Origin of the sequence: Brevibacterium litoralis (assembly GCF_040212315.1) — a bacterium.
Classification (GTDB): Bacteria; Actinomycetota; Actinomycetes; order Actinomycetales; family Brevibacteriaceae; genus Brevibacterium; species Brevibacterium litoralis.
Window position 1 is genome coordinate 23,185 of sequence record NZ_JBDIUY010000009.1, and the last position, 20,971, is coordinate 44,155.

Below are 20,971 nucleotides of genomic sequence, written 5' to 3' on the forward strand. Positions count from 1 at the left end.
TCAGTCCTCCTGCCCTGCGTCGGTCCCCGCCGCCGAGGTGCCCTGCACTCCCGGCGCACCCACCCCGTTCTTCCGCCGGCCGAGGAGTGTCCACAGGGCCGGCAACCACAGGACCGCGAAGACGGTGTAGGCGAGGTCCTCGATCGGCATGACGCCGATCCGGATCCCGCTCGTCTGGGCCTCCCCGTACTCGACGAACCCCGCGAGGATCATGAGGTTATCGAAGACGATCGTGAGGGCCACCAGCAACGCACCGGTCGCCAGCAGGGCCGTCACGGAGAGGCGGGGTGCCCGGTGGAGGGCGCCTCGGGAGCGGGAGGGACGGGCGGACGCCCGGGGTCCACGGAGCGCGGGGACCGCGACGGCCACGGCGAGGGCGAGGAACACGAGGTTGACGAGCGTGTACGTCACGGGTGGACCTCCTCGTCGGTGCGGGTCCGTCCGCGCAGGTGGGCGAGCAGGCGGACGCTGCCGCAGTACACGTTCATGGTCAGCCAGCAGAGGAAGAAAAGGAAGACCGGTTCTTCCAGAGGCATGTCGGGAGCGAGCTCGATGCCCGTGAAGTACCCGGAATCGCCGCGGAAGAAACTGCCGGTGAGGATCCCGGCGGCGTCCCAGGCGAGGAACAGGACCACGGCACTGGCGTGGACGAGCGCGGCGCGGCGCCAGTCGGCGAACCAGAACAGGCGGTGGCGCCAATCGAGCATGCACATGCCGAACAGGGAGAAGAGCAGACATCCGAGGTAGAGCCAGGTCATCGCGCTTCCCTCTCCGGCGCCTGCTCCCACACGGTCTCCGGGTCGAGGGGACCGGTGGAGGTGTCGCCACGGACCGCCTTGAGCACGTTCTGCGCCCCGATGAGGCACATGGGCAGGCCGACGCCCGGTGCGGTGAAGGCGCCGGCGTGCCACAGCCCCGCGACCCGGGAGTTCCGGGGCCTCCCCCGGAACCACACGCTCTGGAACAGGGTGTGGGCCGGACCCAGTACCGTGCCGTGCCAGGCGTGGAGGTCCGCACGGAACTCGGCCGGCGCCAGTGTCTTCCGGTACGTGATGCGACCCGGCAGATCCGCGATCCCGGCCCGCCGCCCGAGGTCGGCCAACAGCCGGTCGCAGTACTCCTGCACCCGCGGGTCGTCCGCCCGCAGGCCCGCGTCGGCGGGGCAGGGGACGAGGACGAAGATGTTCTCCGCGCCCGCCGGCGCGACCCTGTCGTCCGTTCGCGAGGGCGCGCACACGTACACGCTCGCCGGTTCCGGCAGCTGTGCGCGGCCTCCCGCCCGCTCACCGAAGACGGCGGCGAAGTTCGCCCGCCAGTCCGCGGTGAGGAACAGGGAATGGTGCGCGAGTTCCGGGACGCGCCCCTCGACGCCGAGCAGCATGACGATCGCACCCATGCCCGGGTCGCGGCGGTGCCAGGAGCCGGGCGGGCGGGACCGGTACGCACGGGGGAGGAGGGAGGTCTCGACGTGGTGGAGGTCGGCGGTCGTCACGACGTGGTCGGCCTCGAAGACGTGGAGGCCGTCGGCGGCGCGCGCGACGACCTCGCGGACCCGTCCGGTGGTGACGCCGGGGAGTCGCCCGAGGAGCCCAGCCGTGGCCCGTGCGACCGCCGTCGCGCTCGGCACCCTCGGGTCGACGTGGATCGCGGTGACCTCGTGGTCGGTGAGGATCTCCACGCCGGTCTCCCGGGCCAGGCGTGCGATCGCCTCGATGAGTGCGTACATGCCGCCACGCGGGTACTGCACGCCGTCCACGAGGTCGAGGCGGCTCATGAGTTGGTAGATCGCCGGTGTCCCGGCCGGGAAGTTCGCCAGGAACACCGCCGGGTACCCGAGGATCTGCCGCAGCGCCGGGTGCCCGACCGTCCGGTCGATCCGGTCGCCGAGAGTGCCGGTGAGCATGGGGACCAGGTCGCCCAGGCGGGCGAGCACCTCCGGCGCGGCGAGGGTGGTGAGGTCGTCGAAGGTGGTGTGGAGGAAGTGTCGGAGCGCCAGGTCGTAGGCGTCCGAGGCGAGGTCCAGGTAGGCGTCGAGTCGGGGACCGGAGCCGGGCTCCAGCCGTTCGAACAGGTCCCGGACGCGATCCCGGCCGAGGGGGACGTCGATCGGAGGGACCACACCGGAGTCGGTATCGGCCATCGCCGAGGCGAACACGCGGTAGCCCGGATCGAGGGTGACGAGGTCGAGTTGTGCGGCACTCGTGGTCCCGAAGAGCCGGAAGAAGTGGTCGAAGACCTCCGGCATGAGGTACCAGCTGGGGCCTGTGTCCCAGCGGAAACCGTCCGCCTCGTGGGTGCCGGCCCGCCCGCCCACCTGCGCGTTCTTCTCCAGGAGCGTGACCTCGTGCCCCTCACGGGCGAGCAGCGCCGCGCTCGCCAGGCCGGAGATCCCCGCCCCGACGACGACGGTACGGGGACGCGGAAGGGAGGGCGCCTCGGCGGCGGGGGAGGTGGGCGAGGTCCGTGCGGTCATCGGGCGGGGAACGGGTTGCGCCCGGCGAGTGCGCGGCCCGTGAGGTAGAGCTTGCGGGGGTCGGGGACGCGGACGCGGGTGCGCAGGAGTTCGCGGGCCGGGGTGCGGGCCAGACGAGCGTTGAGGTCGGTGAAGAGCGACTGTGCGGCGCGGACGGCCGGGCGGGTGCGCGGCGGCAGGAGGTCGATCGCGGCCGAGGCGAGACGCAGTTCCGCGTCGATCTCCGCGACGAGGGAGTCCTTGACGGCGTCGTCGAAGGCGTCGGGGTCCGACGCCGGGCCCGCGGGGTCCGCTCCGGTGGCGGCGCCCGCCTCGGGGAAGTAGGAGCGGTGGAGCTGGGTGGTGTCCTCGCCGAGGTCGCGGAGGAAGTTGACCTTCTGGAAGGCCGAGCCGAGCGCGCGGGCCCCGCGGAAGAGGCGGTCGTGAAGGCCTGCGTCGGAGGGCAGCGGTGCCCCGTCGAAGAAGGCGAGGACGCACATCTCGCCGACGACCTCGGCGGATCCGTGGATGTAGGTGCGCAGGGACTCCCGGTCATGGGGGACGGGATCCGCGTCCTGACGCATGGCGGCATAGAAGGGACCCCAGTGTTCGGGACCGATGCCGGTGGCCCGCGCGGTGAGCGCGAAGGCGTGGAGGTACGGGTCGGTGGAGAAGCCGCACTCGACCGCGCGGGCGAGTGCGGCCTCGTGCTCCAGGAGGGCGTCACGCTTCTGTGCGCCCGTGGCCTCGGGGAATGCGCCGTCGACGACCTCGTCGGCCACGCGCACGACGGCGTAGACGGCCGCGATGTGGTCGCGCACCGCACGCGGCAGGATGCGGGCCGCGAGAGAGAACGACGTCGAGTACTCCCGCAGAACCTGCTGGGAGGCCGCTCGCGTCGTGCGGGTCCACCGGCTCTGTGACTTCATTCCTCCAGGATACTGGGGCGCATGGGTACGGACGGAATACACGAGGCCTGGAACTGGATCGTCGAGCGGTGGACGGCGAGTGCGGAGCCCTCGCAGACCGCCCTGTACGTGGCCGCCGGGATCATCCTCGCGACCCTGCTCGTCCCGCAGGTCTGGCACCTGGCCCGCAATGCGCTGACGATCGTCCACGAGATGGGTCATGTGCTGGCGGCCGTGCTCGTCGGGCGGCGGGTCCAGGGGATCCGGCTGCACTCGGACACCTCGGGGTTGGCGGTCACACGCGGGAAGCCCCGGGGTCCGGGCGTGCTGTTCGTCGCGCTCGCCGGATACCCGGCGCCGGGGATCGTGGGGCTCGTACTCGTGTGGGCGGCGGCAGCGGGGTACTCGGGCGCCTCGCTCGTGCTGCTCGTCGTCCTGCTGCTCGCGGCGCTGCTCCTCGTGCGCAACGTGTGGGGCGTGCTCGTCCTCCTCGTCTCCCTGGCCGGGAGCGGCCTGGTGCTGTGGTCGAACGAGTCGTCCCTCGTGACGACCGTGGTGATCGTGCTCGGCCTGTTCCTCGCGCTCGGAGCGCCGCGGGCGGCCTGGGACCTCGTCCGATCCCACCTCCGCCGCGGTGCCTCCCACTCGGACGCCACCCTCGCCGCGGGTGCCGTCGGAGGACCGGCGGTGCTGTGGTTGACGGTGTTCGTGCTGGTGACCTGTGGGACCGCGGCGGCCACGCTGTGGTTCGTGGCGACGACGATGTGGGGTGTGGGATGAACCGGCAAGGCGCCTCGGGAGCGGAGCTCGTCGTCCTGTTCGACGGGCTGTGCGGCATGTGCACTCGGTGGGCCCGGACGGGAGAGCGTCTGGACGGCGGACGGGGCCGGGTGCGGTTCGTCGCCAACCAGGTGCCCGGGGTGGTCGAGGAGCACGGCCTCACGCGGGCGATGGTCGACCACCAGATCTGGGCCTTCGACCGGGCGGGCCGGGCGACCGGAGGCGCCCAGGCGGTGGGCGCGATCGCCCAGGTGCTCGCGGGGAGCCGGCAGGGGTGCGCAGGCGTGCTCCCGCGGGTGCTCGCGTGGCCGGGGATCGTCGGCGTGGTCGACGGCGTCTACCAGTGGGTGGCGCGGAACCGGCGGCACTTCCCGGGTGCGACGCCCTGGTGTACGGCGAATCCCGGTGGGTGCGGCGTGCATGAGGCGTGAGCAGCGGGTTTCGACTAGCGTGCGAGGTGTAGGGATCGACCGTGCACGCGCTCGCCACCGGAAGGCCGTCATGACGCAACCGCACCCGTCCGCCCGTCGTCTCCTCCTCTCCACCGCCCTCGGGGCCTCGGCTCTCGTCGGGACCGCGCTCGCCGCCGCCGGTGGGTTCGCGGTGTACACCTCGACCTACGCCGCGATCGACCGGATGCGCGCCGAACGCGCCGGGTTCGTCACCGGCCACACCCTCGTCAACGGGCACGACCTGCACTTCGCCGAGGGCCCGGACAACGGGCCGGCACTCCTGCTCGTCCCTGGTCAGGGGTCCGACCTGTGGAACTACGCGCGGGTCATGCGGGAACTCGCCCGGGACTTCCACGTCTTCGTCCTCGACGTTCCCGGTCACGGGGAGTCGGACTTCGACACGGACCTGTACCACGGACCGGTGCTCGGGGAACTGTTCGCGGACTTCGTCGCCGGTGTCATCGGGGAGCAGGCGATCGTCGCCGGCCACTCCTCGGGCGGACTGGTGGCCGCCTGGATGGGTGCGGCCCGGCCGGAGGTCGTCGCCGCGCTCGTCCTCGAGGATCCTCCCTTCTTCTCCTCCGAACACCCGCGGGCCGAGAGGACCTGGAACCACGTCGACCTCGCGACGGCGGCCCACGGGTTCGTCGGCCAGGACCCGGACCCGGAACGCGGCGAGGCGGAGGACCCCGAGTGGACCGACGACTTCGTCGAGTACTACCTGCGGACCGGTCGGTTCTTCACCCTCTTCGGCGACCTGGAGGACCGGCTGCGGACCTCCGGGATCCGGGACCGGCAGGCCCGCCCCGACGTGCCCGTCACCTGGCCGTACATGTCGCCGGTGATGAACGAGATGATGCGCGGCCTCGACTCCTACGACCCGGCCTTCGGCGAGGCCTTCCACTCCGGGTCCTTCCACCATCTGTTCGACCACGCGACGACGCTGTCGGCGATCTCCGTGCCCACCCTCCTCATCGCCTGCGACTGGCGCTACGACGAGACCGGGATCCTGCTCGCCGCGATGGATGACGAGGACGCCGACCGCGCTTTCGAACTCGTCCCCGACGCCGAGTTCCTGCGGGTGTCCTCCGGCCACGGCTTCCACTTCGAGCACCCGCGCGACTACGTCGAGGCCGTACGGACCTTCACCGCCGCGGTCGTCGACGAGGTTCAGGTGTTCGACTGAGTGTCAGGGGGATCGGATGCTGGAAAGCCGGAGGGTGGGGAGATCAGCTGCTGGGAAACCTCCAACGATCCAGCATCTGATCCGGCCGCTGCTCTTCCCGCAGGTGTTCTCCGCCCCGTCCGGTGAAGCAGGTCTCCCGCCGACGGGAACCCGTTCGTAGACTGGGGGTGTGGGTTCCACATGTCGCGCCCTCCGGTTCACCGCCGTGGTCCCGATCCTCCTCGGGGCTCTCACGGCCACGGGGTGTGCGGACCCGACAGGTGGCGTCACGGACGAACCCCGGGTCGTCGGCGAGACCATCGCCCTGTGGACACCGGGGGACGCGAGCGAAGGCCCCGACCTCGTCCCCACCGATCCGGAGAACACCGTGGGGCCGACCCGCGGTTCCTACGGTGTGGAAGTGCCTGTGCTGCTCCCCGACGCCACGGCTTATGACGACTGGCTGGAGACCGTCCCGAGCGAGGGCGGCATGCGTGCGGCGCTCACCGTCGAGCCGGAGCTCGAGGACTCCGTTCTCCTCGCCTTCCGGCACAGCGTCTGCCACTCGCACGAGGTCGCGATCACCGATGGCGCGGGACGCGTGACCACCGTGAGCCGACCGGACGACCCCGACCAACAGATCGCCTGCGCCTGGTCACCCATGCAGGTGGGGATCTTCCACATCGAGCTCGACGATCTGGGCGTCGCCGGCGCCGATGAGGTCGAACTCGCCGACGAACTCTGACCGCTTGCCCCGATCCTGGGTGGTGGATGTGGATCCTGTGCGAAACATTCGTCGCGCGACCGGCGCATGACATTCTGTCGGCATCGAGTATGCCGACGCAGGCCGCGACGGACCTCGGCGCCAGGCCGACAGAGTGCGCCGACGCCGGGCCGACAGAGGGAGCAGCACATGGTGAGGAACCGGGTTCTCAGGGCGACGGTGGCCGCGGCTGCCCTACTCGTCGTGTCCGTGTACGGCAGTGCCTGCAGTGATCCGACGGGTGGTGCGGTCTCGTCCCCGTCCGAAGGCTCGGATTCCGATTCCGTGGACGCGGATTCCGGAGGAGCCGAGGACGCGGAAGCGGACACCTCGGCAGCCGGTGACGGAGACGGCGGCGAAGGCACGGGCGGAGCCGACACCGGATCGGGAACCGAGGACGCGGACGGCGACGGCCCCGACACCGTGGGTCTCACACCCGAGATGGTGATGAGCGCTCCGATCCCGTCGATGTGCGGATTCCCCGAGGGCGACCTGGTCGACGGTGAACTCCCGGAGCCCCATCCCGAGTACGGGGACAATGCCAGGTCTCCCGCGATCGTGAAGGAACACGAGATCGTCGCCGGGGACCTCACCGGTGACGGTGTGGACGAACTCGCGGCGGTGTTCAACTGCAACAACGGAGGAGTCAGTTGGCCCGATCAGGTGGTCGTCTTCACGGCGACGATCGAGGGGATCGACCACCTCGGCGGCGCCTACGACCTCGCGGAGGACGTCGACGGTGCCCGGAACGGCACCCGGTCGATCGAGTTCCGCGACGGGGGACTCCTCATCCGCAGTGCCGCACTCCTCGAGGGCGACGCAGCCTGCTGTGCCAGCGGCGAGACCCGGGTGTTCCTCGAATGGGACGGCAGCGAACTGACGCCGGGGGAGATCCCGTCGTCCGGCGAGACGGGCCCCGCGACCGCCGAGGGGATCGAGGGCTTCTGGTGCCCGACCCCGGGCAGTTGGCAGGCCTCCGGTTCCACGACGAACGGGTGCGTCGAGGTGACGACCTCGGAGGTCACCTACATGGTCGGGACCGATCAGGAGTCCACCCACCCCATCTCGTTCATGAATGAGGTCGACGGGGTGTTCAACTACGGCGCAGACGGAGCCCCCTTCGGGTCCTACCACCCGGCCGGTGTCCCGATCGACGCCGACTTCTCGATCTACCCGGCGATGCCGGACGGTTCGACCCTGGAGGACCACTCGGACGAGGACCGGATCTGGAACGGACAGACGGGGGTCATGTACCTCCGCGGCTGACCGTCCTGAACACTCCGATCCTCGAAGAGTAAAGAGAGTAAACCGTCGGGACCCGGGCCGCCGCTGACGTACCTCAGAGTTCGCCCAACAGCTCCGCCGTCGCGAGAGCCGCGGTCGCTGCCTCGTACCCCTTGTCCTCCTTCGACCCGTCGAGGCCTGCACGGTCGAGCGCCTGCTCCTCGTCGTCACAGGTGAGCAGCCCGAATCCGACGGGCTTCCCGCTGTCGAGCGCCACCCGGTTCAGACCGTCCGTGGCCGCCTGGCACACGTAGTCGAAGTGCGGGGTCCCGCCGCGGATCACGACGCCGAGTGCCACGACCGCGTCGTGGGTGGCCGCGAGCTTCTGCGCGACGACGGGCAGCTCGAAACTCCCCGGTGCCCGCACGAGCGTCGGCTCGATCCCGGCCTCCGCGGCGGCCTTCCGCGCTCCGGCGATGAGGCCGTCCATCACCTCGGTGTGCCACGAGGAGGCGACGATCGCCAGCGTCTTGTCGGTCTTCCGCGGGGCCAGGTCCGGCGCTCCGTGTCCTGCCATGGTGTGTCTCCTTCGTCCGTGCTGTGCGTACTGTTCGTTCGTTCAGGTCCGGTGCCACCCGCGCGTGCGGGTGGTGTGTCAGGCGGTCGTGACCGCCGGGGCGAGCAGGTGCTGCATCCGTACCCGCTTGGTCTCCAGGTACCGCGCGTTCTCCGGCCGCGCCGCGACCTGCACCGGCACGACGGCCTCGACCGTCACGCCCTCGGACGCGAGTGCCTCGGACTTCGCCGGGTTGTTGGTGAGCAGCCGGATCCGGTCGAGCCCGGCGCCGCGCAGGATCGCGGCGGCCGCGCCGTAGGACCGTTCGTCGTCCCCGAACCCGAGAGCCCGGTTCGCGTCGACGGTGTCCTGTCCGGCCTCCTGCAGCGCGTAGGCCTCGAGCTTGTTCGCCAGCCCGATCCCGCGCCCCTCGTGGTCGCGCAGGTACACGAGCGCCCCGCCGCGCTCGGCGATCGTCGCGAGTCCGAGGTCCAACTGCTCGCCGCAGTCACAGCGGTGCGAACCGAACACGTCGCCGGTCAGGCACTCCGAGTGGATCCGCACGAGCGGCGCCTCCGCCACGTCGGCGCTCCCCGCTCCCGAGCCCGCCGGCTTCCCGGCCGTCACGAGCAGGTGCTCGATCCCGTCGACCGTCCACGCCTGGGCGCGGAACAGACCGTGCGGTGTCGGCAGGGAGATCTCCGTACCGGCGTGGACGTCGACCCCCGCCGCCGAGGCGCCCCGCCCTCCGGTACCACCTGCACCGTCGGCGTCCGCCTCCACGGCGGGTGCGTCCTCCGGGGTGGATGCGGACCCCGCCGCATCCCGGGCATCGAGCCAGGTGATGAGATCGGCGATCGAGACGACGGCGAGCCCGTGCGCGGCGCCGAAGTCCAGGAGGGCGTCGAGGCGCATCATCGAGCCGTCGTCGTGGACGACCTCGGCGATGACGGAGACCGGGGCTGCGCCGGCCAGGCGGCTGAACTCGACGCCCGCCTCCGTGTGACCGTCACGCTCGCGCACGCCGCCGTCCTTGGCGATGAGCGGGAAGACGTGGCCCGGCCGGGAGATCGCGGCGGGTCCGGCGGGGGCGTCGGCCAGGACCTTGACGGTGGCCGTGCGGTCGGCGGCGCTGATGCCGGTGCTCGTGCCCTCGACCGCATCGCAGCTCACGGTGTAGGCGGTGCCCTTCGGGTCCTCGTTGCGCGAGACCATGGGCGGGAGTTCCATCTCGGCGGCGCGGGCGGCGGTGAGCGGTGCGCAGATGACGCCCGAGGTGTACCGCACGATGAACCCCATCCACTCCGGGGTGGCGAACTCGGCGGCCATGACGAGGTCGCCCTCGTTCTCCCGGTTCTCGTCGTCGACGACCACGATCGGGCGACCTGCGGCGACCTCCGCGATCGCGCGGTCGATGCTGTCGAGGCGGCTGTCGGGTGCGGTGCTCATGCGGGCTCCTGATGGGACGGGGTGGACGGGACTGCTGCCGGGCGGGACCGTGCACCCGGGTGGGACCGAGCGGCCGGGTCGGTGGAGTCGGTCTGCGCGGAGAAGGCGAGGAGGCGAGCGGCGTACTTGGCGAGCACGTCGACCTCGACGTTGACGGGGTCACCGGCGGCCGCCTGGCCGAACACGGTGTGGTCGAGCGTCGCGGGGATGAGTCCGACCTCGACCCAGGCGGTCGGGGCGTCGACCGGGCTCACGGCCTTGAGGGTGAGACTCGTGCCGTTCAGAGCGATCGACCCCTTCTCCGCGGTGTAGCGGGCGAGGTCTGCGGGGATGTCGACGCGCAGGCGTACCCACCCGTCGAGATCCTCACGCTCGCTCACGGTGCCCAGGCCGTCCACGTGGCCCTGGACGACGTGACCGTCGTAGCGGCCGCCGGCGGGCATGCAGCGTTCGAGATTCACCGGGCTGCCGGGGGCGAGTGCCCCGAGCGAGGTGCGTCGCAGGGTCTCGCCCATGACGTCCGCGGTGAAGGAGCCACGGGTGACGCCGGTGTCCTCTCCGTCCGCGGTGGACCCACCACCGGGGGCGTCGCCGTCTCCGTCACCGGCCGTGACCGGCACCGCCGTGAGGCAGACGCCGTTGACGGCCAGGGATCCGCCACGGGGCAGGTCGTGGACGATCGGGCCCGCGTCTACGGTGATACGGGCGGATTCGCCACCGGGATCGACCGTCACGTCGGTGACGGTTCCCAGGGCCTCGATGATTCCGGTGAACACTCAGGCTCCTTCGGGTACGGGTCGGAGGGTGGAGGGGGAGGGCGCCTCGGCCGCGTGTACGGCGGGGGCCGGGACGAGACGGACGAGGGTGTCCGCGCCGAGCACCTCGGGGTTCGCCCCGCCGGTGTGGTCGCGGCGGAAGCGCGGCGCGGTGGTCAGCGTGTCGACACCGAGGTCGCGGACGGCCGGCAGCCCGTCGCCCAGGAGGACGGGGGCGGTGTAGAGGTGCACCTCGTCGACGAGGTCGGCGGCGAGCAGCGCGCCACTGATCCCGGGTCCGCCCTCGACGAGCAGGTGGTCGATCCCGGCCTCCGCGCAGGAGCGGAGTGCCTCCCGCGGATCACGGGTACGCAGGTGGAGGGTCGCGGGGTTCCGGGCGAGGTGGGAGTCGGCCGGGAGATCACGGGTGCCGAGGACGACGGGTCGTGGTTGTGACCCGAGCGGTTCGCCCGCCTCGTCCCGCGCGGTGAGCCGGGGGTCGTCGGCGAGGACGGTGCCGGTGCCGACCAGGATCCCGTCGACCCGGGTGCGCACCCGGTGGGCGTGGGCCCGGGACTCCGGTCCGGTGATCCACCGGCTGGTCCCGTCGGCGGCGGCCACCCGGCCGTCGAGGGACTGGGCGATCTTGAGCGTGACGAAGGGGCGGCCGGACTCCTTGGCGGTGAACCAGCGGGCGTTGAGCTCCCGGGCGGCCTCGACGAGGGTCGCGGACTCCACGGTCTCCACGGGGATCCCGGCGTCGCGCACCCGTGCCGCGCCACCCGATGCGGTGGGGTTCGGATCCTCCACGGCGTACACGAGGCGGGCGAACCCGGCGTCGACGACGGCCTGGGCGCACGGCCCGGTGTGGCCGGAGTGGTTGCACGGTTCGAGGGTGACGAAGAGGCTCGCCGTGGTGAGATCGATCCCGGCGCGGGTGGCGCGTTCGATCGCGTCGACCTCGGCATGGGGGGTGCCGGCACCACGGTGGTGTCCGGTGACCAGGGTCCCGTCGGCGGCGAGGACGGCCGCTCCGACCAGGGGGTTCGCGCCGCGCGGTCCTGCCCCGGCCGAGGTGAGCGCCGCCTGCACGGCCCGCTCGTCGTCGCTGCTCATCTCCACCTCCCGTTCACCGGGAGACGGGAGTGCGACGCGTCGGGGGTCCGACGTGCGGCGTGTCGGGGAGGTCGCGTGGTGAGCCTGGCGGCCGACCGTCGGTGATCCCCGCGGACCCCACGGGTGCACCGTGCGGTCCGTGTTCCTCCCATCCAGACTTTCACTGTCGGTCTCGGAATTTCACCGAGTCAACCGTGGGGATCCATGGCTCTCATGGGCCCCGCGGGTCGCGGACTGTCACCGCCGGTACGGAATCTCACCGTCCCCGGAACAACTACGCACACTGTACGACCGACCGGCAGGAGTGCCAACTGCGCTTTCCGTCGCGAAGTCGCACGACGTCACGAATCGCAACGAACCGCGCTCCCCGTCCAGTGTGGATTCTGTGGCGTTTCCGGTGCCCTGCACCCGGGCGCTCTGCAACGTCCCGGAAGGATCCCGCATGGCCGACCGTCCCCGCCTGCTGCTGAGCGCATTCCTCATGAACACGCCCGGGCACATCCTCGGCGGTCACTGGCGCCGTCCCGAGTCCCGCCAGCACGAGTACACGGACCTGGCGCTGTGGACCGAGACCGCGCGGATCCTGGAGGACGCGAAGTTCGACGCCCTGTTCCTCGCCGACGTCGCGGGGCTCTACGGCGACCACGACGGCGGGTACGCCCACCATGTCGAGAAGGGCCTGCAGGTCCCCTCGAACGATCCGCTCGTGCTCGCCTCGGCGCTCGCCGCCACCACCTCGGACATCGGGCTGGCCTTCACGAGCTCGATCATCCAGGCACAGCCCTTCCAGTTCGCCCGGCAGATGAGCACGCTCGACCATCTGAGCGGCGGGCGTGTGGCGTGGAACGTCGTGACCAGCGTGCTGGAGAACGCGCACCGCAACTTCGGGGCCGCTGAGCTGGAGAAACACGACTCCCGCTACGACTGGGCGGAGGAGTACGTCGACGCCTGCTACACGCTGTGGGAGGGGTCCTGGGACGAGGGTGCGGTGCTCGTCGACCGGGAACGGGGCGTCTACGCGGACCCGGCGAAGGTCCACCCGATCGACCACGTGGGGGACCGGTACTCGATCGTCGGCCCGCACCTGTCGGAGCCCAGCCCCCAGCGCACGCCCTTCCTCTTCCAGGCGGGCAGTTCGCCGCGCGGCAAGGCCTTCGCCGGCACCCACGCCGAGGCGACCTTCCTCTTCGCCCCGAACACCGAGGTCGCCCGCCGCAATGCCGCCGGCGTCCGCGAACAGGCGGTGGCCGCGGGGCGCGCACCCGGGGACGTCAAGGTCTTCGCGGGACTGTCCTTCGTCGTCGGCAGCACCGAGGCCGAGGTGGCCCGCAAGCTCGCCGAGTTCGACGAGTGGACCGACCTGGAGTACATCATCGCCCACGTCGGCGGCGGGTTGGGCGTCGACCTGGGTGGGTACGACCTCGACGCGACGCTCGACGACATCGCAGGCGGGTCCGCCACCACCGAGGGCAACCAGGGACACCTGGATACGCTGCGCCGGGTGTCCGCCACCGGGAACCCGACCCTGCGCGAGATCGCCGTCTCCCGTGCCACCGGCCAGCGGATCGCAGGCACCCCCGAGCAGATCGCCGACACCCTCGAGGCCTGGCAGGACGCCGGGGTCGACGGGATCAACGTGATGAACACGCTGCTGCCGGACTCCTACACGGAGTTCGTCGAGGGCGTCCTGCCGGAGCTGCAGCGCCGCGGCCTCGCACAGACCGAGTACGCGCCCGGGTCCCTGCGCCGCAAGGTGTTCGGGCGTGACGACCGCCTGGAGCCCACCCATCCCGCCGCCCGCCACCGCGGTGCCTTCGCTGCCCCTCGCGCCACCGCCGCCGAGGCGCCCCCGACCCCGGGTGCCGCCCCGGCCTCTCCCGCCACCCCGGAAGGATCCCCCGCATGACGTCCTACGCAGAACTCTCCGCCCGCTTCCGGCCGGTGTTCGACCGGATCACCGAGGGCGCTCAGGAGCGGGACGCCGAACGCGTGCTCCCCCACGCGCAGGTCGCATGGCTCGACGAGGCGCGTTTCGGTGCGCTGCGGGTGCCGGAGTCCGCCGGTGGGTTCGGGGCGAGCATCGAGACGCTCGCGCACCTGCTCGTCGATCTCGCGGCCGCGGATTCGAACGTCGCCCACCTGTACCGGTCGCACCTCGGTTTCGTCGAGACGATCGCCTGGCAGCCACCGGCGGTCCGGGAGGACTGGTACGCCCGTGTCGTCGCAGGTGAGACGGTGGGCAACGCCTCGACGGAGATCGGTGGGAACGCTCTCGGCACGCTGAATACGCGGCTCACCGAACAGCCCGACGGCACCTACGTGCTGGAGGGGAAGAAGTACTACACGACCGGCACGATCTTCAGTGACTGGACCCGCGTGAGCGCGGGCCTGACCGGGCACGACTCCCGGGTGTTCGCCCTCGTGCGGACGGACGCCCCGGGTGTCACCGTCGTCGACGACTGGGACGGGTTCGGCCAGAAGCTCACCGGTACGGGGACGACCGTCCTGGAGGACGTGGCCGTCGCGCCGGAACACGTGTGGCCCCGGACGCCGAAGTCGCAGGAGGCGCTCCACGAGGCGGCCTTCTTCCAGCTCGTGCTCCTGTGCGTGCAGGCGGGGATCGCGCGGGCCGCCCGCGACGAGGCCGCGGGGATCGTGGCCGGTCGCACGCGGACCTTCAACACCGGGTCCGGGGTGCCCTTCCGGGAGGATCCGCTCATCCTCGCGGAGATCGGACAGATCGCCTCGAAAGCGTATGTGTGTGAGGCGACGGTCCTCGCAGCGGCGCGGGCCCTCGACGTGGCCAGGACGGCGGACGGCCGGATCGGGCTGAGCCACGATCCGGCGGATGCACCGCAGGAGGCGATCGAGGCCGAACTCGCCGTCGAGGCGGCCCATGTCGGTGTGCCGGAGCTGGCGATCGAGGCTGCGCAGGCGCTGTTCCGGTGCTCGGGCGCCTCGGCGACCTCGGCGCGCAAGGGGCACGACCGGCACTGGCGGAACGCCCAGACGGTCGCGACGCACAACCCGATCCCGTTCCGCGCCCGGTCGCTCGGTGACTTCCACGTGAACGGCACGGTGCCCGAAGGCCTCAACGCGATCGGCGACGCGACGCGGGGGAGTGCTACTTCCAGTGTGGAGGGATCGGCGTCCTGACCCCCTCGGAACGCCAATCCCTCCACACTGGAGTTTCACGAGGGGAACGCCGGTGCCTCGATTGGGCATTCATTCCGTGGTGTGGAACACTCTACTGATTGTGCGACACGTCGTGTGACGTGTCTGAAACCACCCAGAGGTACGGTTCAGGCCGTACCGAGTACCACCACTCACGTCAGCGGTGACGGTGCCGGGACATCCGGCCGGCCGTGCCGTGCGGCGGGATCCGCCGACGTGACCGACACGGAAGAAGTCCAGCATGAAGCGCAGGTTGCTCGCTGCTGCAGCCGTGGTCGGGGCCCTCACCCTGACCGCCTGCTCCACGTCCACCACCGCCCCGGCCGAGGGTGGCGACTCCACCGAAGGCGGCGGGGCCACCATCACCGTCGGCACGACCGACAAGGTGACCGCCCTCGACCCGGCCGCCTCCTACGACAACGGCTCGAACTTCGTCATGAAGAACGTGTACCCGTACGTCATGGAGTACCGGGCCGGCACCTCGGAGATCGCTCCGAGCATCGCCGAGACCGCGGAGTTCACCTCCGACACGACCTTCGAGGTGACCCTCAAGGAGGGTCTGACCTATGCCAACGGCAACCCGCTGACCTCCTCGGACGTGAAGTTCTCGATGGACCGCCAGCTGGAGATCCAGGACCCCAACGGTCCGTCCTCGCTGCTCGGTTCACTCGAGTCCGTCGAGACCCCGGACGACCTCACGGTCATCTTCCACCTCAACAAGACGACCGACCAGACCTTCCCGCAGATCCTCGCGGGTCCGGCCGGTCCGATCGTCGACGAGGACGTCTTCTCGGCCACCGCGATCACCTCCGACGACGAGATCGTCGACGGCCAGGCCTTCGCCGGTCCGTACACGATCGCCAACTACTCGTTCAACGAGCTCGTGTCCTACCAGGCGAACCCCGACTATCAGGGTCTCCAGGGCGCACCGCAGAACGACGCGGTCAATATGAGCTACTACACGGACGCCTCGAACATGAAGCTCGACGTCCAGCAGGGCACCATCGACGTCGCCTGGCGTTCGCTGTCGTCCACCGACATCGAGGACCTGGAGGCCGACGAGAACGTCACCGTCCACCAGGGCCCCGGCGGCGAGATCCGCTACATCGTCTTCAACTTCGACACCATGCCCCACGGTGCGAAGTCCGAGGACCCGGACGCGGACAAGGCCCTGGCGATCCGTCAGGCCATGGCGCACTCGATCGACCGCGAGACCATCTCCGAGCAGGTCTACAAGGGCACCTACACCCCGCTGTACTCCTACGTCCCGGATGGCCTGGCCGGCGCCAACGAGGCGCTCAAGGAGGCCTACGGCGACGGTGAGGGTGGCGCGGACGCCGATGCCGCGAAGAAGGCCCTCGAGGACGCCGGTGTCGAGACCCCGGTGGACATCAGCCTGCAGTACAACGGCGACCATTACGGCCCGAGCTCGGGTGACGAGTACGCCCTCGTGAAGCAGCAGCTGGAGGACACCGGCCTGTTCTCGGTCGACCTGCAGCAGACCGAGTGGGTCCAGTACTCCGACGACCGTGTGAACGACGTCTACCCGGCCTACCAGCTCGGCTGGTTCCCGGACTACTCGGACGCCGACAACTACCTGGTGCCCTTCTTCCACAACACGGAGGAGTCGCCGGCCTTCCTCGGCAACCACTTCACGGACGAGGACATCAACACCGCCCTCGAGGAGCAGGTCTCCATCGAGGACCCGGAGGAGCGTGCCGCCGCCATCGAACAGATCCAGACGGACCTCGCCGCGCAGCTGCCGACCTTGCCGTTCCTGCAGGGCTCGCAGATCGCCGTGGCCGGTGCGGACGTCCAGGGTGTCGCCGACACCCTCGACCCGTCCTTCACCTTCCGCCTCGGGATGCTCTCGAAGTGAGCACCGCGCCGAACGACTCGGCGCTCACCGGCCCGGACGCCCTCGCGACTGCGGGGGCGTCCGCCCGTTCCGGCGCCTCGAGCGACACATCCGATCCCTCCGACCCCGACTCCGCGGCAGAGACGAAGAAGGGCCTGACCACCTCGCCGCTGTTGCGGTACCTGGTCGTCCGGTTCCTCCTCATCATCCCGACGGTGTGGATCCTCACGACCATGGTCTTCTTCCTCATGCGGGTGACCGGTGACCCCATCACCGCGGCCCTCGGAGGACGCCTCACCCAGGCCCAATTGCAGGAACGGATCTCCGCGGCCGGCTACGACCGCCCGTTGCTCGTCCAGTACTTCGAGTACATGGGCGATCTGCTGCGCGGTGACTTCGGCACGACCCTGTCGGACAACCGGCCCGTCGCCGGCATCCTCGCGCAGTACGGGGCGGCCACCGTCGAGCTCGTGTTCTTCTCCCTCATCGTCGCCCTCCTCATCGGCATCCCGCTGGGTATGGTCGCGGCCAAGTTCCGCGACCGCTGGCCCGACGCGACGCTCCGGATCCTCGCGATCCTCGGCTACGCGACCCCGGTCTTCTTCGCCGGTCTGATCCTCAAGCTGATCTTCGGCGTGTTCTGGCCGGTCCTGCCGATCGCCGGACGCGGTGACACCCAGACCGAACTCGTCATGTCCGGTGTCGTCGGTCCCACGGGCATCTACTTCGTCGACGCCCTGCGAATCGGGAACATGGACGTCTTCGGTGACGTGCTGTCCCACGCGGTCCTCCCGGCGGTCGCCCTCGGTCTGCTCACCGGTGGCACCTTCCTGCGCCTCGTGCGCACCAACCTCATCGGCACCCTCGGCAGCCAGTACGTCGAATCCGGCCGCTCCCGAGGTGTCAGCGAGTTCCGACTCGTCACCAAGCACGCCTTCCGGCCGGCCCTCATCCCGATCATCACCGTCATGGGCATGCAGATCGCCATGCTTCTCGGTGGCGCGATCCTCACGGAGACGACCTTCGAGTGGAAGGGCCTGGGCTTCCAACTCTCCCAGTACCTCGCAGCCCGTGATTTCGTCGCCGTCCAGGGCATCGTCGTCCTGCTCGCCGTGATCGTCGCGGTGACGAACTTCCTCGTCGACGTGATCGCGGCGCTCATCGACCCGAGAGTGAGGTACTGAGCATGTCCCGGAACCAGAATCTCGCGCCGGCCGGCTCCGAGCTGCCCTCCCTGCACGTCAAGCGCACGCCGGGTCAGTGGATCAAGTCCCTGCCGGTCGTCTCCCACCTGTTCGGGTCCGTCGGCCTGCAGCGCGGCATGCTGGTCACGGGCCTGGTGCTCGTCGGCACCGTCGTGCTCGCGGCCGTCTTCGCCCCGCTCATCGCGCCCTACGGCTACGCCCAGATGGTCTACGAGGATGGTGGCGCCTTCGGTGCCCAGCAGGCCCCGAGCGCCCAGCACGTCTGGGGCACGACGGTCGGTGGTTTCGACGTGTTCTCCCGCGTGGTCTGGGGCACCCGGACCGCGGTGTTCGTCATCGCCGTCGCCGTCGTCATGTCCCTGTTCATCGGTGTGGCGCTCGGTCTGATCTCCGGCTACATCGGTGGCTGGCTCGACCGGATCCTCGTCGTCGTCGCGGACGCCGTATACGCGTTCCCTTCGCTGCTGCTGGCCATCGTCATGACGATCGTCATCTCCGGTGGGCAGTCGAACGTCGTCGGTGGTGTGTTCGCCGCGGCCATCTCGATCACCGTCGTGTTCGTGCCGCAGTACTTCCGTGTCGTCCGCGCGGAGACGGTCCGCCTCAAGGCCGAACCCTTCGTCGAGGCCGCCCGCGTCCTCGGCGAGTCGACCCCGCGGATTGTGCTCACCCACGTCTACCGCAACGCGACCCGCAACATCCCGCTCATCTTCACGCTCAACGCCTCCGAGGCGATCCTCACCCTCGCGGGCCTCGGATTCCTGGGCTTCGGCATCGAACCGACCTCCGCGGCCGAGTGGGGCTTCGACCTCAACAAGGCGATCTCCGACGTGACGAGCGGGATCTGGTGGACGGCACTGTTCCCGGGTCTGGCCATCGTGCTCACGGTCCTGGGCATCACCCTCGTCGGTGAGTCGATGAACGATCTCAACGACCCGCGCCTGCGCACCCGTCGCGCCGGGAAGAAGCAGAAGACCTCGGAAGGAGCCGCCGCATGAGCGCCGACACCACAGGATCCGGCGCGGCGACCGTCCCGACCCCGGCCGGCGGGCAGGGCCCGGTCCTGTCGATCCGCGACCTCGACGTGAGCTTCGCGACCGACGGCGGGCAGGTCCACGCCGTCGACCACGTCTCCCTGGAGGTCTCCGCGGGCGAGGTGCTCGCGATCGTCGGCGAGTCCGGCTCCGGCAAGTCGGTGACCGCGAAGACGGTCCTCGGCCTGCTCCCGGAGACCGCGACCGCCGGTGGCGCCGTCGTCCTCAAGGGCACGGACGTCCTCCGGGCCTCCGGGGCACACCTGCGCGCGATGCGCGGCACCGACGTCTCGATGGTCTTCCAGGAGCCCTCGACCGCGCTCAACCCGGTGTACACCGTCGGTTGGCAGATCGCCGAGGGCCTGCGCGCCCACGGACAGAAGATCGGCCGCAAGCAGATGCGTGCCAAGGTCGTCGCGGCCATGGAACAGGTGGGCATCCCCGACGCCCAGGAGCGCCACGACTACTACCCGCACCAGTTCTCCGGCGGGCAGAAGCAGCGGATCGTCATCGCGATGGCCCTGGCCCTCGGCGCCGACGTCATCGTCGCCGACGAGCCGACCACCGCCCTCGACGTCACGGTCCAGGCCGAGATCCTCGACCTGCTGCGGGACCTGCGGGACCGCACGGGCACGGCGATCATCCTCATCACCCACAACATGGGTGTCGTCGCGGACCTCGCCGACCGCGTGGCCGTCATGTACCGCGGCGACCTCGTCGAGGTCGCCGACGCGCAGACGCTGTTCTCCGATCCGCAGGCCGACTACACGAAGCAGTTGCTGGCCGCCGTGCCCCGGCTGCACGTCGAGGACGTGACGGAGTCGGCTCCGGCTGAGGAGCTCGACGAGGCCGGGAAGGCTCCCGTGCCCGAGGCGCCCGCCACGGCAGGTGCCCCGGATCAGGGCACCTCGGCGGCGGGGAAGGAGTCCGCGTTCGGCGAGGTACTCGTGAAGGCGGAGGGCATGGAGGTCACCTTCGGCGGTGGGTTCGGCAAGAGGCCGTTCCGGGCCGTCAAGGGGGTGGACTTCGAGGTCCGCGCCGGCGAGGTGTTCGGCCTGGTCGGCGAGTCCGGTTCGGGCAAGACGACGATCGGGCGCGCGATCGCGGGTCTGGGACCGGCCACCGGTGGGTCCCTGCGGGTGTTCGGGCACGAGATGGTCGGCTTCAAGGAGCGGCACTTCAAGCCCGAGCGCAAGCGGATCGGGTTCGTGTTCCAGGACCCGGCGGCGAGCTTCGACCCGCACATGACGATCGGGGAGTGCATCGCCGAGCCGCTCGTCGTGCACCGGCCGGACATGTCCGAGGGGCAGCGGCGGCACCAGGTGGCCGAGCTGCTCGACGCGGTGCAGCTGCCCACGGACTACGCGGCGCGGTACCCGCACGAGCTCTCCGGCGGTCAGCGGCAGCGGTGCTCACTGGCCCGCGGCATCGCGCTGGAGCCGGAGCTGGTGGTCGCCGACGAGCCGACCTCCGCGCTCGACGTCTCGGTGCAGGCGGCGGTGCTCGACCTGTTCACCGAACTGCAGGAGCGTTACGGGTTCGCGGCGGTATTCATCAGTCACGACCTCGCCGTCGTCGACATGCTCGCCGACCGGATCGGTGTGCTCTACCACGGAGAGATGCTGGAGCAGGGCACGAACGACCAGGTGCTGCGCGATCCCGTGCACGACTACACCAGGCGGCTCATCGCCTCGCTGCCGGTGCCGGACCCCGCACTCCAGGCCGAGCGCCGTGAGGTCGCCCGCAAGCTCCGCGGAGACGCAATCGGCTGAGCCCGCTCCCTTCGTCGGAGTCGTCGAAGTCGTGGCCCCGTGAATCGCTTCGGCCCCCTGAGATGCTCATCTCAGGGGGCCGAAGCGATTCAGCGGGCCAGGACCGGTGTCGGACTTCGCCGGTGGGGTGCCGGGGTTCGGGCGGCGTAAAGCACTAGCGGTGGGGTGCCGGGGCCGGGGCGGCCTCAGCCGGCGCGGCGGGCGCGGGCGGCGCGGCGCTTGAGTGCGCGGCGTTCGTCCTCGCTCAGACCACCCCAGACGCCGGCGTCCTGTCCGGATTCCAGAGCCCACTGGAGGCAGCTCTCCGC

General features: G+C 70.6%; 20 protein-coding genes and 1 riboswitch. Of the genes, 11 read left to right on the top strand and 9 right to left on the bottom strand.

Going from position 1 to position 20,971, the window contains the following annotated elements; genetic code table 11:
* The 4 genes from AAD496_RS02040 to AAD496_RS02055 are packed head-to-tail and all read right to left on the bottom strand — an operon-like array spanning position 1 to position 3,381.
* Complete coding sequence (locus AAD496_RS02040) at positions 1–411, bottom strand: lycopene cyclase domain-containing protein (RefSeq protein WP_349826967.1); 411 nt, start codon at positions 409–411, stop codon at positions 1–3.
* On the bottom strand, positions 408–758 hold the full coding sequence (locus AAD496_RS02045) for a lycopene cyclase domain-containing protein (RefSeq protein ID WP_349826968.1): 351 nt from the start codon (positions 756–758) through the stop codon (positions 408–410). The genes AAD496_RS02040 and AAD496_RS02045 overlap by 4 nt, the downstream gene beginning before the upstream one ends.
* Positions 755–2,473, bottom strand: a complete 1,719-nt coding sequence (gene crtI, locus AAD496_RS02050; RefSeq protein WP_349826969.1) for a phytoene desaturase family protein — start codon at positions 2,471–2,473, stop codon at positions 755–757. The genes AAD496_RS02045 and crtI overlap by 4 nt, the downstream gene beginning before the upstream one ends.
* Entirely contained in the window at positions 2,470–3,381 is a 912-nt protein-coding gene (locus tag AAD496_RS02055) for a phytoene/squalene synthase family protein (protein ID WP_349826970.1), read from the bottom strand. The genes crtI and AAD496_RS02055 overlap by 4 nt, the downstream gene beginning before the upstream one ends.
* Before the next feature lie 21 nt (positions 3,382–3,402).
* Here AAD496_RS02055 and AAD496_RS02060 point away from each other — a divergent pair, with 21 nt between their 5' ends.
* From AAD496_RS02060 to AAD496_RS02080, 5 genes are all read left to right on the top strand, one after another.
* On the top strand, positions 3,403–4,140 hold the full coding sequence (locus AAD496_RS02060) for a M50 family metallopeptidase (RefSeq protein ID WP_349826971.1): 738 nt from the start codon (positions 3,403–3,405) through the stop codon (positions 4,138–4,140).
* Positions 4,137–4,571 (top strand): thiol-disulfide oxidoreductase DCC family protein, encoded by a 435-nt coding sequence (locus tag AAD496_RS02065; protein WP_349826972.1) that lies wholly within the window; start codon positions 4,137–4,139, stop codon positions 4,569–4,571. Before AAD496_RS02060 ends, AAD496_RS02065 begins: the two co-directional genes overlap by 4 nt.
* Positions 4,572–4,641: 70 nt before the next feature.
* Positions 4,642–5,778 (top strand): alpha/beta fold hydrolase, encoded by a 1,137-nt coding sequence (locus AAD496_RS02070; RefSeq protein WP_349826973.1) that lies wholly within the window; start codon positions 4,642–4,644, stop codon positions 5,776–5,778.
* 169 nt (positions 5,779–5,947) lie between these two features.
* Positions 5,948–6,502 (top strand): hypothetical protein, encoded by a 555-nt coding sequence (locus tag AAD496_RS02075; RefSeq protein WP_349826974.1) that lies wholly within the window; start codon positions 5,948–5,950, stop codon positions 6,500–6,502.
* Positions 6,503–6,805: 303 nt separating this feature from the next.
* A complete protein-coding gene (locus AAD496_RS02080; protein ID WP_349826975.1) occupies positions 6,806–7,786 on the top strand; it encodes a hypothetical protein in 981 nt (326 codons plus the stop codon).
* Positions 7,787–7,859: 73 nt separating this feature from the next.
* On the opposite strand, the gene ribH is transcribed toward AAD496_RS02080, so the two are convergent.
* From ribH to ribD, 4 genes are all read right to left on the bottom strand, one after another.
* Positions 7,860–8,321, bottom strand: a complete 462-nt coding sequence (gene ribH / locus AAD496_RS02085; RefSeq protein WP_349826976.1) for a 6,7-dimethyl-8-ribityllumazine synthase — start codon at positions 8,319–8,321, stop codon at positions 7,860–7,862.
* Between the two features lie 78 nt (positions 8,322–8,399).
* Positions 8,400–9,749, bottom strand: a complete 1,350-nt coding sequence (gene ribB / locus AAD496_RS02090; RefSeq protein WP_349826977.1) for a 3,4-dihydroxy-2-butanone-4-phosphate synthase — start codon at positions 9,747–9,749, stop codon at positions 8,400–8,402.
* The gene (locus tag AAD496_RS02095; protein WP_349826978.1) at positions 9,746–10,525 is read right to left on the bottom strand and encodes a riboflavin synthase; all 780 of its coding nucleotides are present in this window, start codon (positions 10,523–10,525) and stop codon (positions 9,746–9,748) included. Before AAD496_RS02095 ends, ribB begins: the two co-directional genes overlap by 4 nt.
* Complete coding sequence (gene ribD, locus AAD496_RS02100; RefSeq protein ID WP_349826979.1) at positions 10,526–11,620, bottom strand: bifunctional diaminohydroxyphosphoribosylaminopyrimidine deaminase/5-amino-6-(5-phosphoribosylamino)uracil reductase RibD; 1,095 nt, start codon at positions 11,618–11,620, stop codon at positions 10,526–10,528.
* A 136-nt stretch (positions 11,621–11,756) separates the two neighbouring features.
* A riboswitch (FMN riboswitch) is annotated at positions 11,757–11,897 on the bottom strand.
* Positions 11,898–12,062: 165 nt separating this feature from the next.
* On the opposite strand from ribD, the gene AAD496_RS02105 reads away from it, so the two are divergent.
* The 6 genes from AAD496_RS02105 (at position 12,063) to AAD496_RS02130 (ending at position 20,663) form a co-directional block, all read left to right on the top strand.
* Positions 12,063–13,526, top strand: a complete 1,464-nt coding sequence (locus tag AAD496_RS02105) for an LLM class flavin-dependent oxidoreductase (protein ID WP_349826980.1) — start codon at positions 12,063–12,065, stop codon at positions 13,524–13,526.
* A complete protein-coding gene (locus AAD496_RS02110) occupies positions 13,523–14,776 on the top strand; it encodes an acyl-CoA dehydrogenase family protein (RefSeq protein ID WP_349826981.1) in 1,254 nt (417 codons plus the stop codon). Before AAD496_RS02105 ends, AAD496_RS02110 begins: the two co-directional genes overlap by 4 nt.
* Before the next feature lie 259 nt (positions 14,777–15,035).
* Positions 15,036–16,673: an ABC transporter substrate-binding protein gene (locus AAD496_RS02115; RefSeq protein ID WP_349826982.1), complete on the top strand. Its 1,638-nt coding sequence runs from the start codon at positions 15,036–15,038 to the stop codon at positions 16,671–16,673.
* 134 nt (positions 16,674–16,807) lie between these two features.
* Positions 16,808–17,836 carry an ABC transporter permease gene (locus tag AAD496_RS02120; protein WP_349826986.1) on the top strand — a complete coding sequence of 343 codons (1,029 nt, stop codon included), beginning with the start codon at positions 16,808–16,810 and terminating at the stop codon, positions 17,834–17,836.
* Positions 17,837–17,838: 2 nt separating this feature from the next.
* Entirely contained in the window at positions 17,839–18,855 is a 1,017-nt protein-coding gene (locus AAD496_RS02125; RefSeq protein ID WP_349826983.1) for an ABC transporter permease, read from the top strand.
* Positions 18,852–20,663 carry a dipeptide ABC transporter ATP-binding protein gene (locus tag AAD496_RS02130; RefSeq protein ID WP_349826984.1) on the top strand — a complete coding sequence of 604 codons (1,812 nt, stop codon included), beginning with the start codon at positions 18,852–18,854 and terminating at the stop codon, positions 20,661–20,663. Before AAD496_RS02125 ends, AAD496_RS02130 begins: the two co-directional genes overlap by 4 nt.
* A gap of 185 nt (positions 20,664–20,848) precedes the next feature.
* Here the strand turns inward: AAD496_RS02130 and AAD496_RS02135 are convergent.
* On the bottom strand, positions 20,849–20,971 hold a 123-nt coding region (locus AAD496_RS02135), incomplete at its 5' end, for a WhiB family transcriptional regulator (protein WP_349826987.1).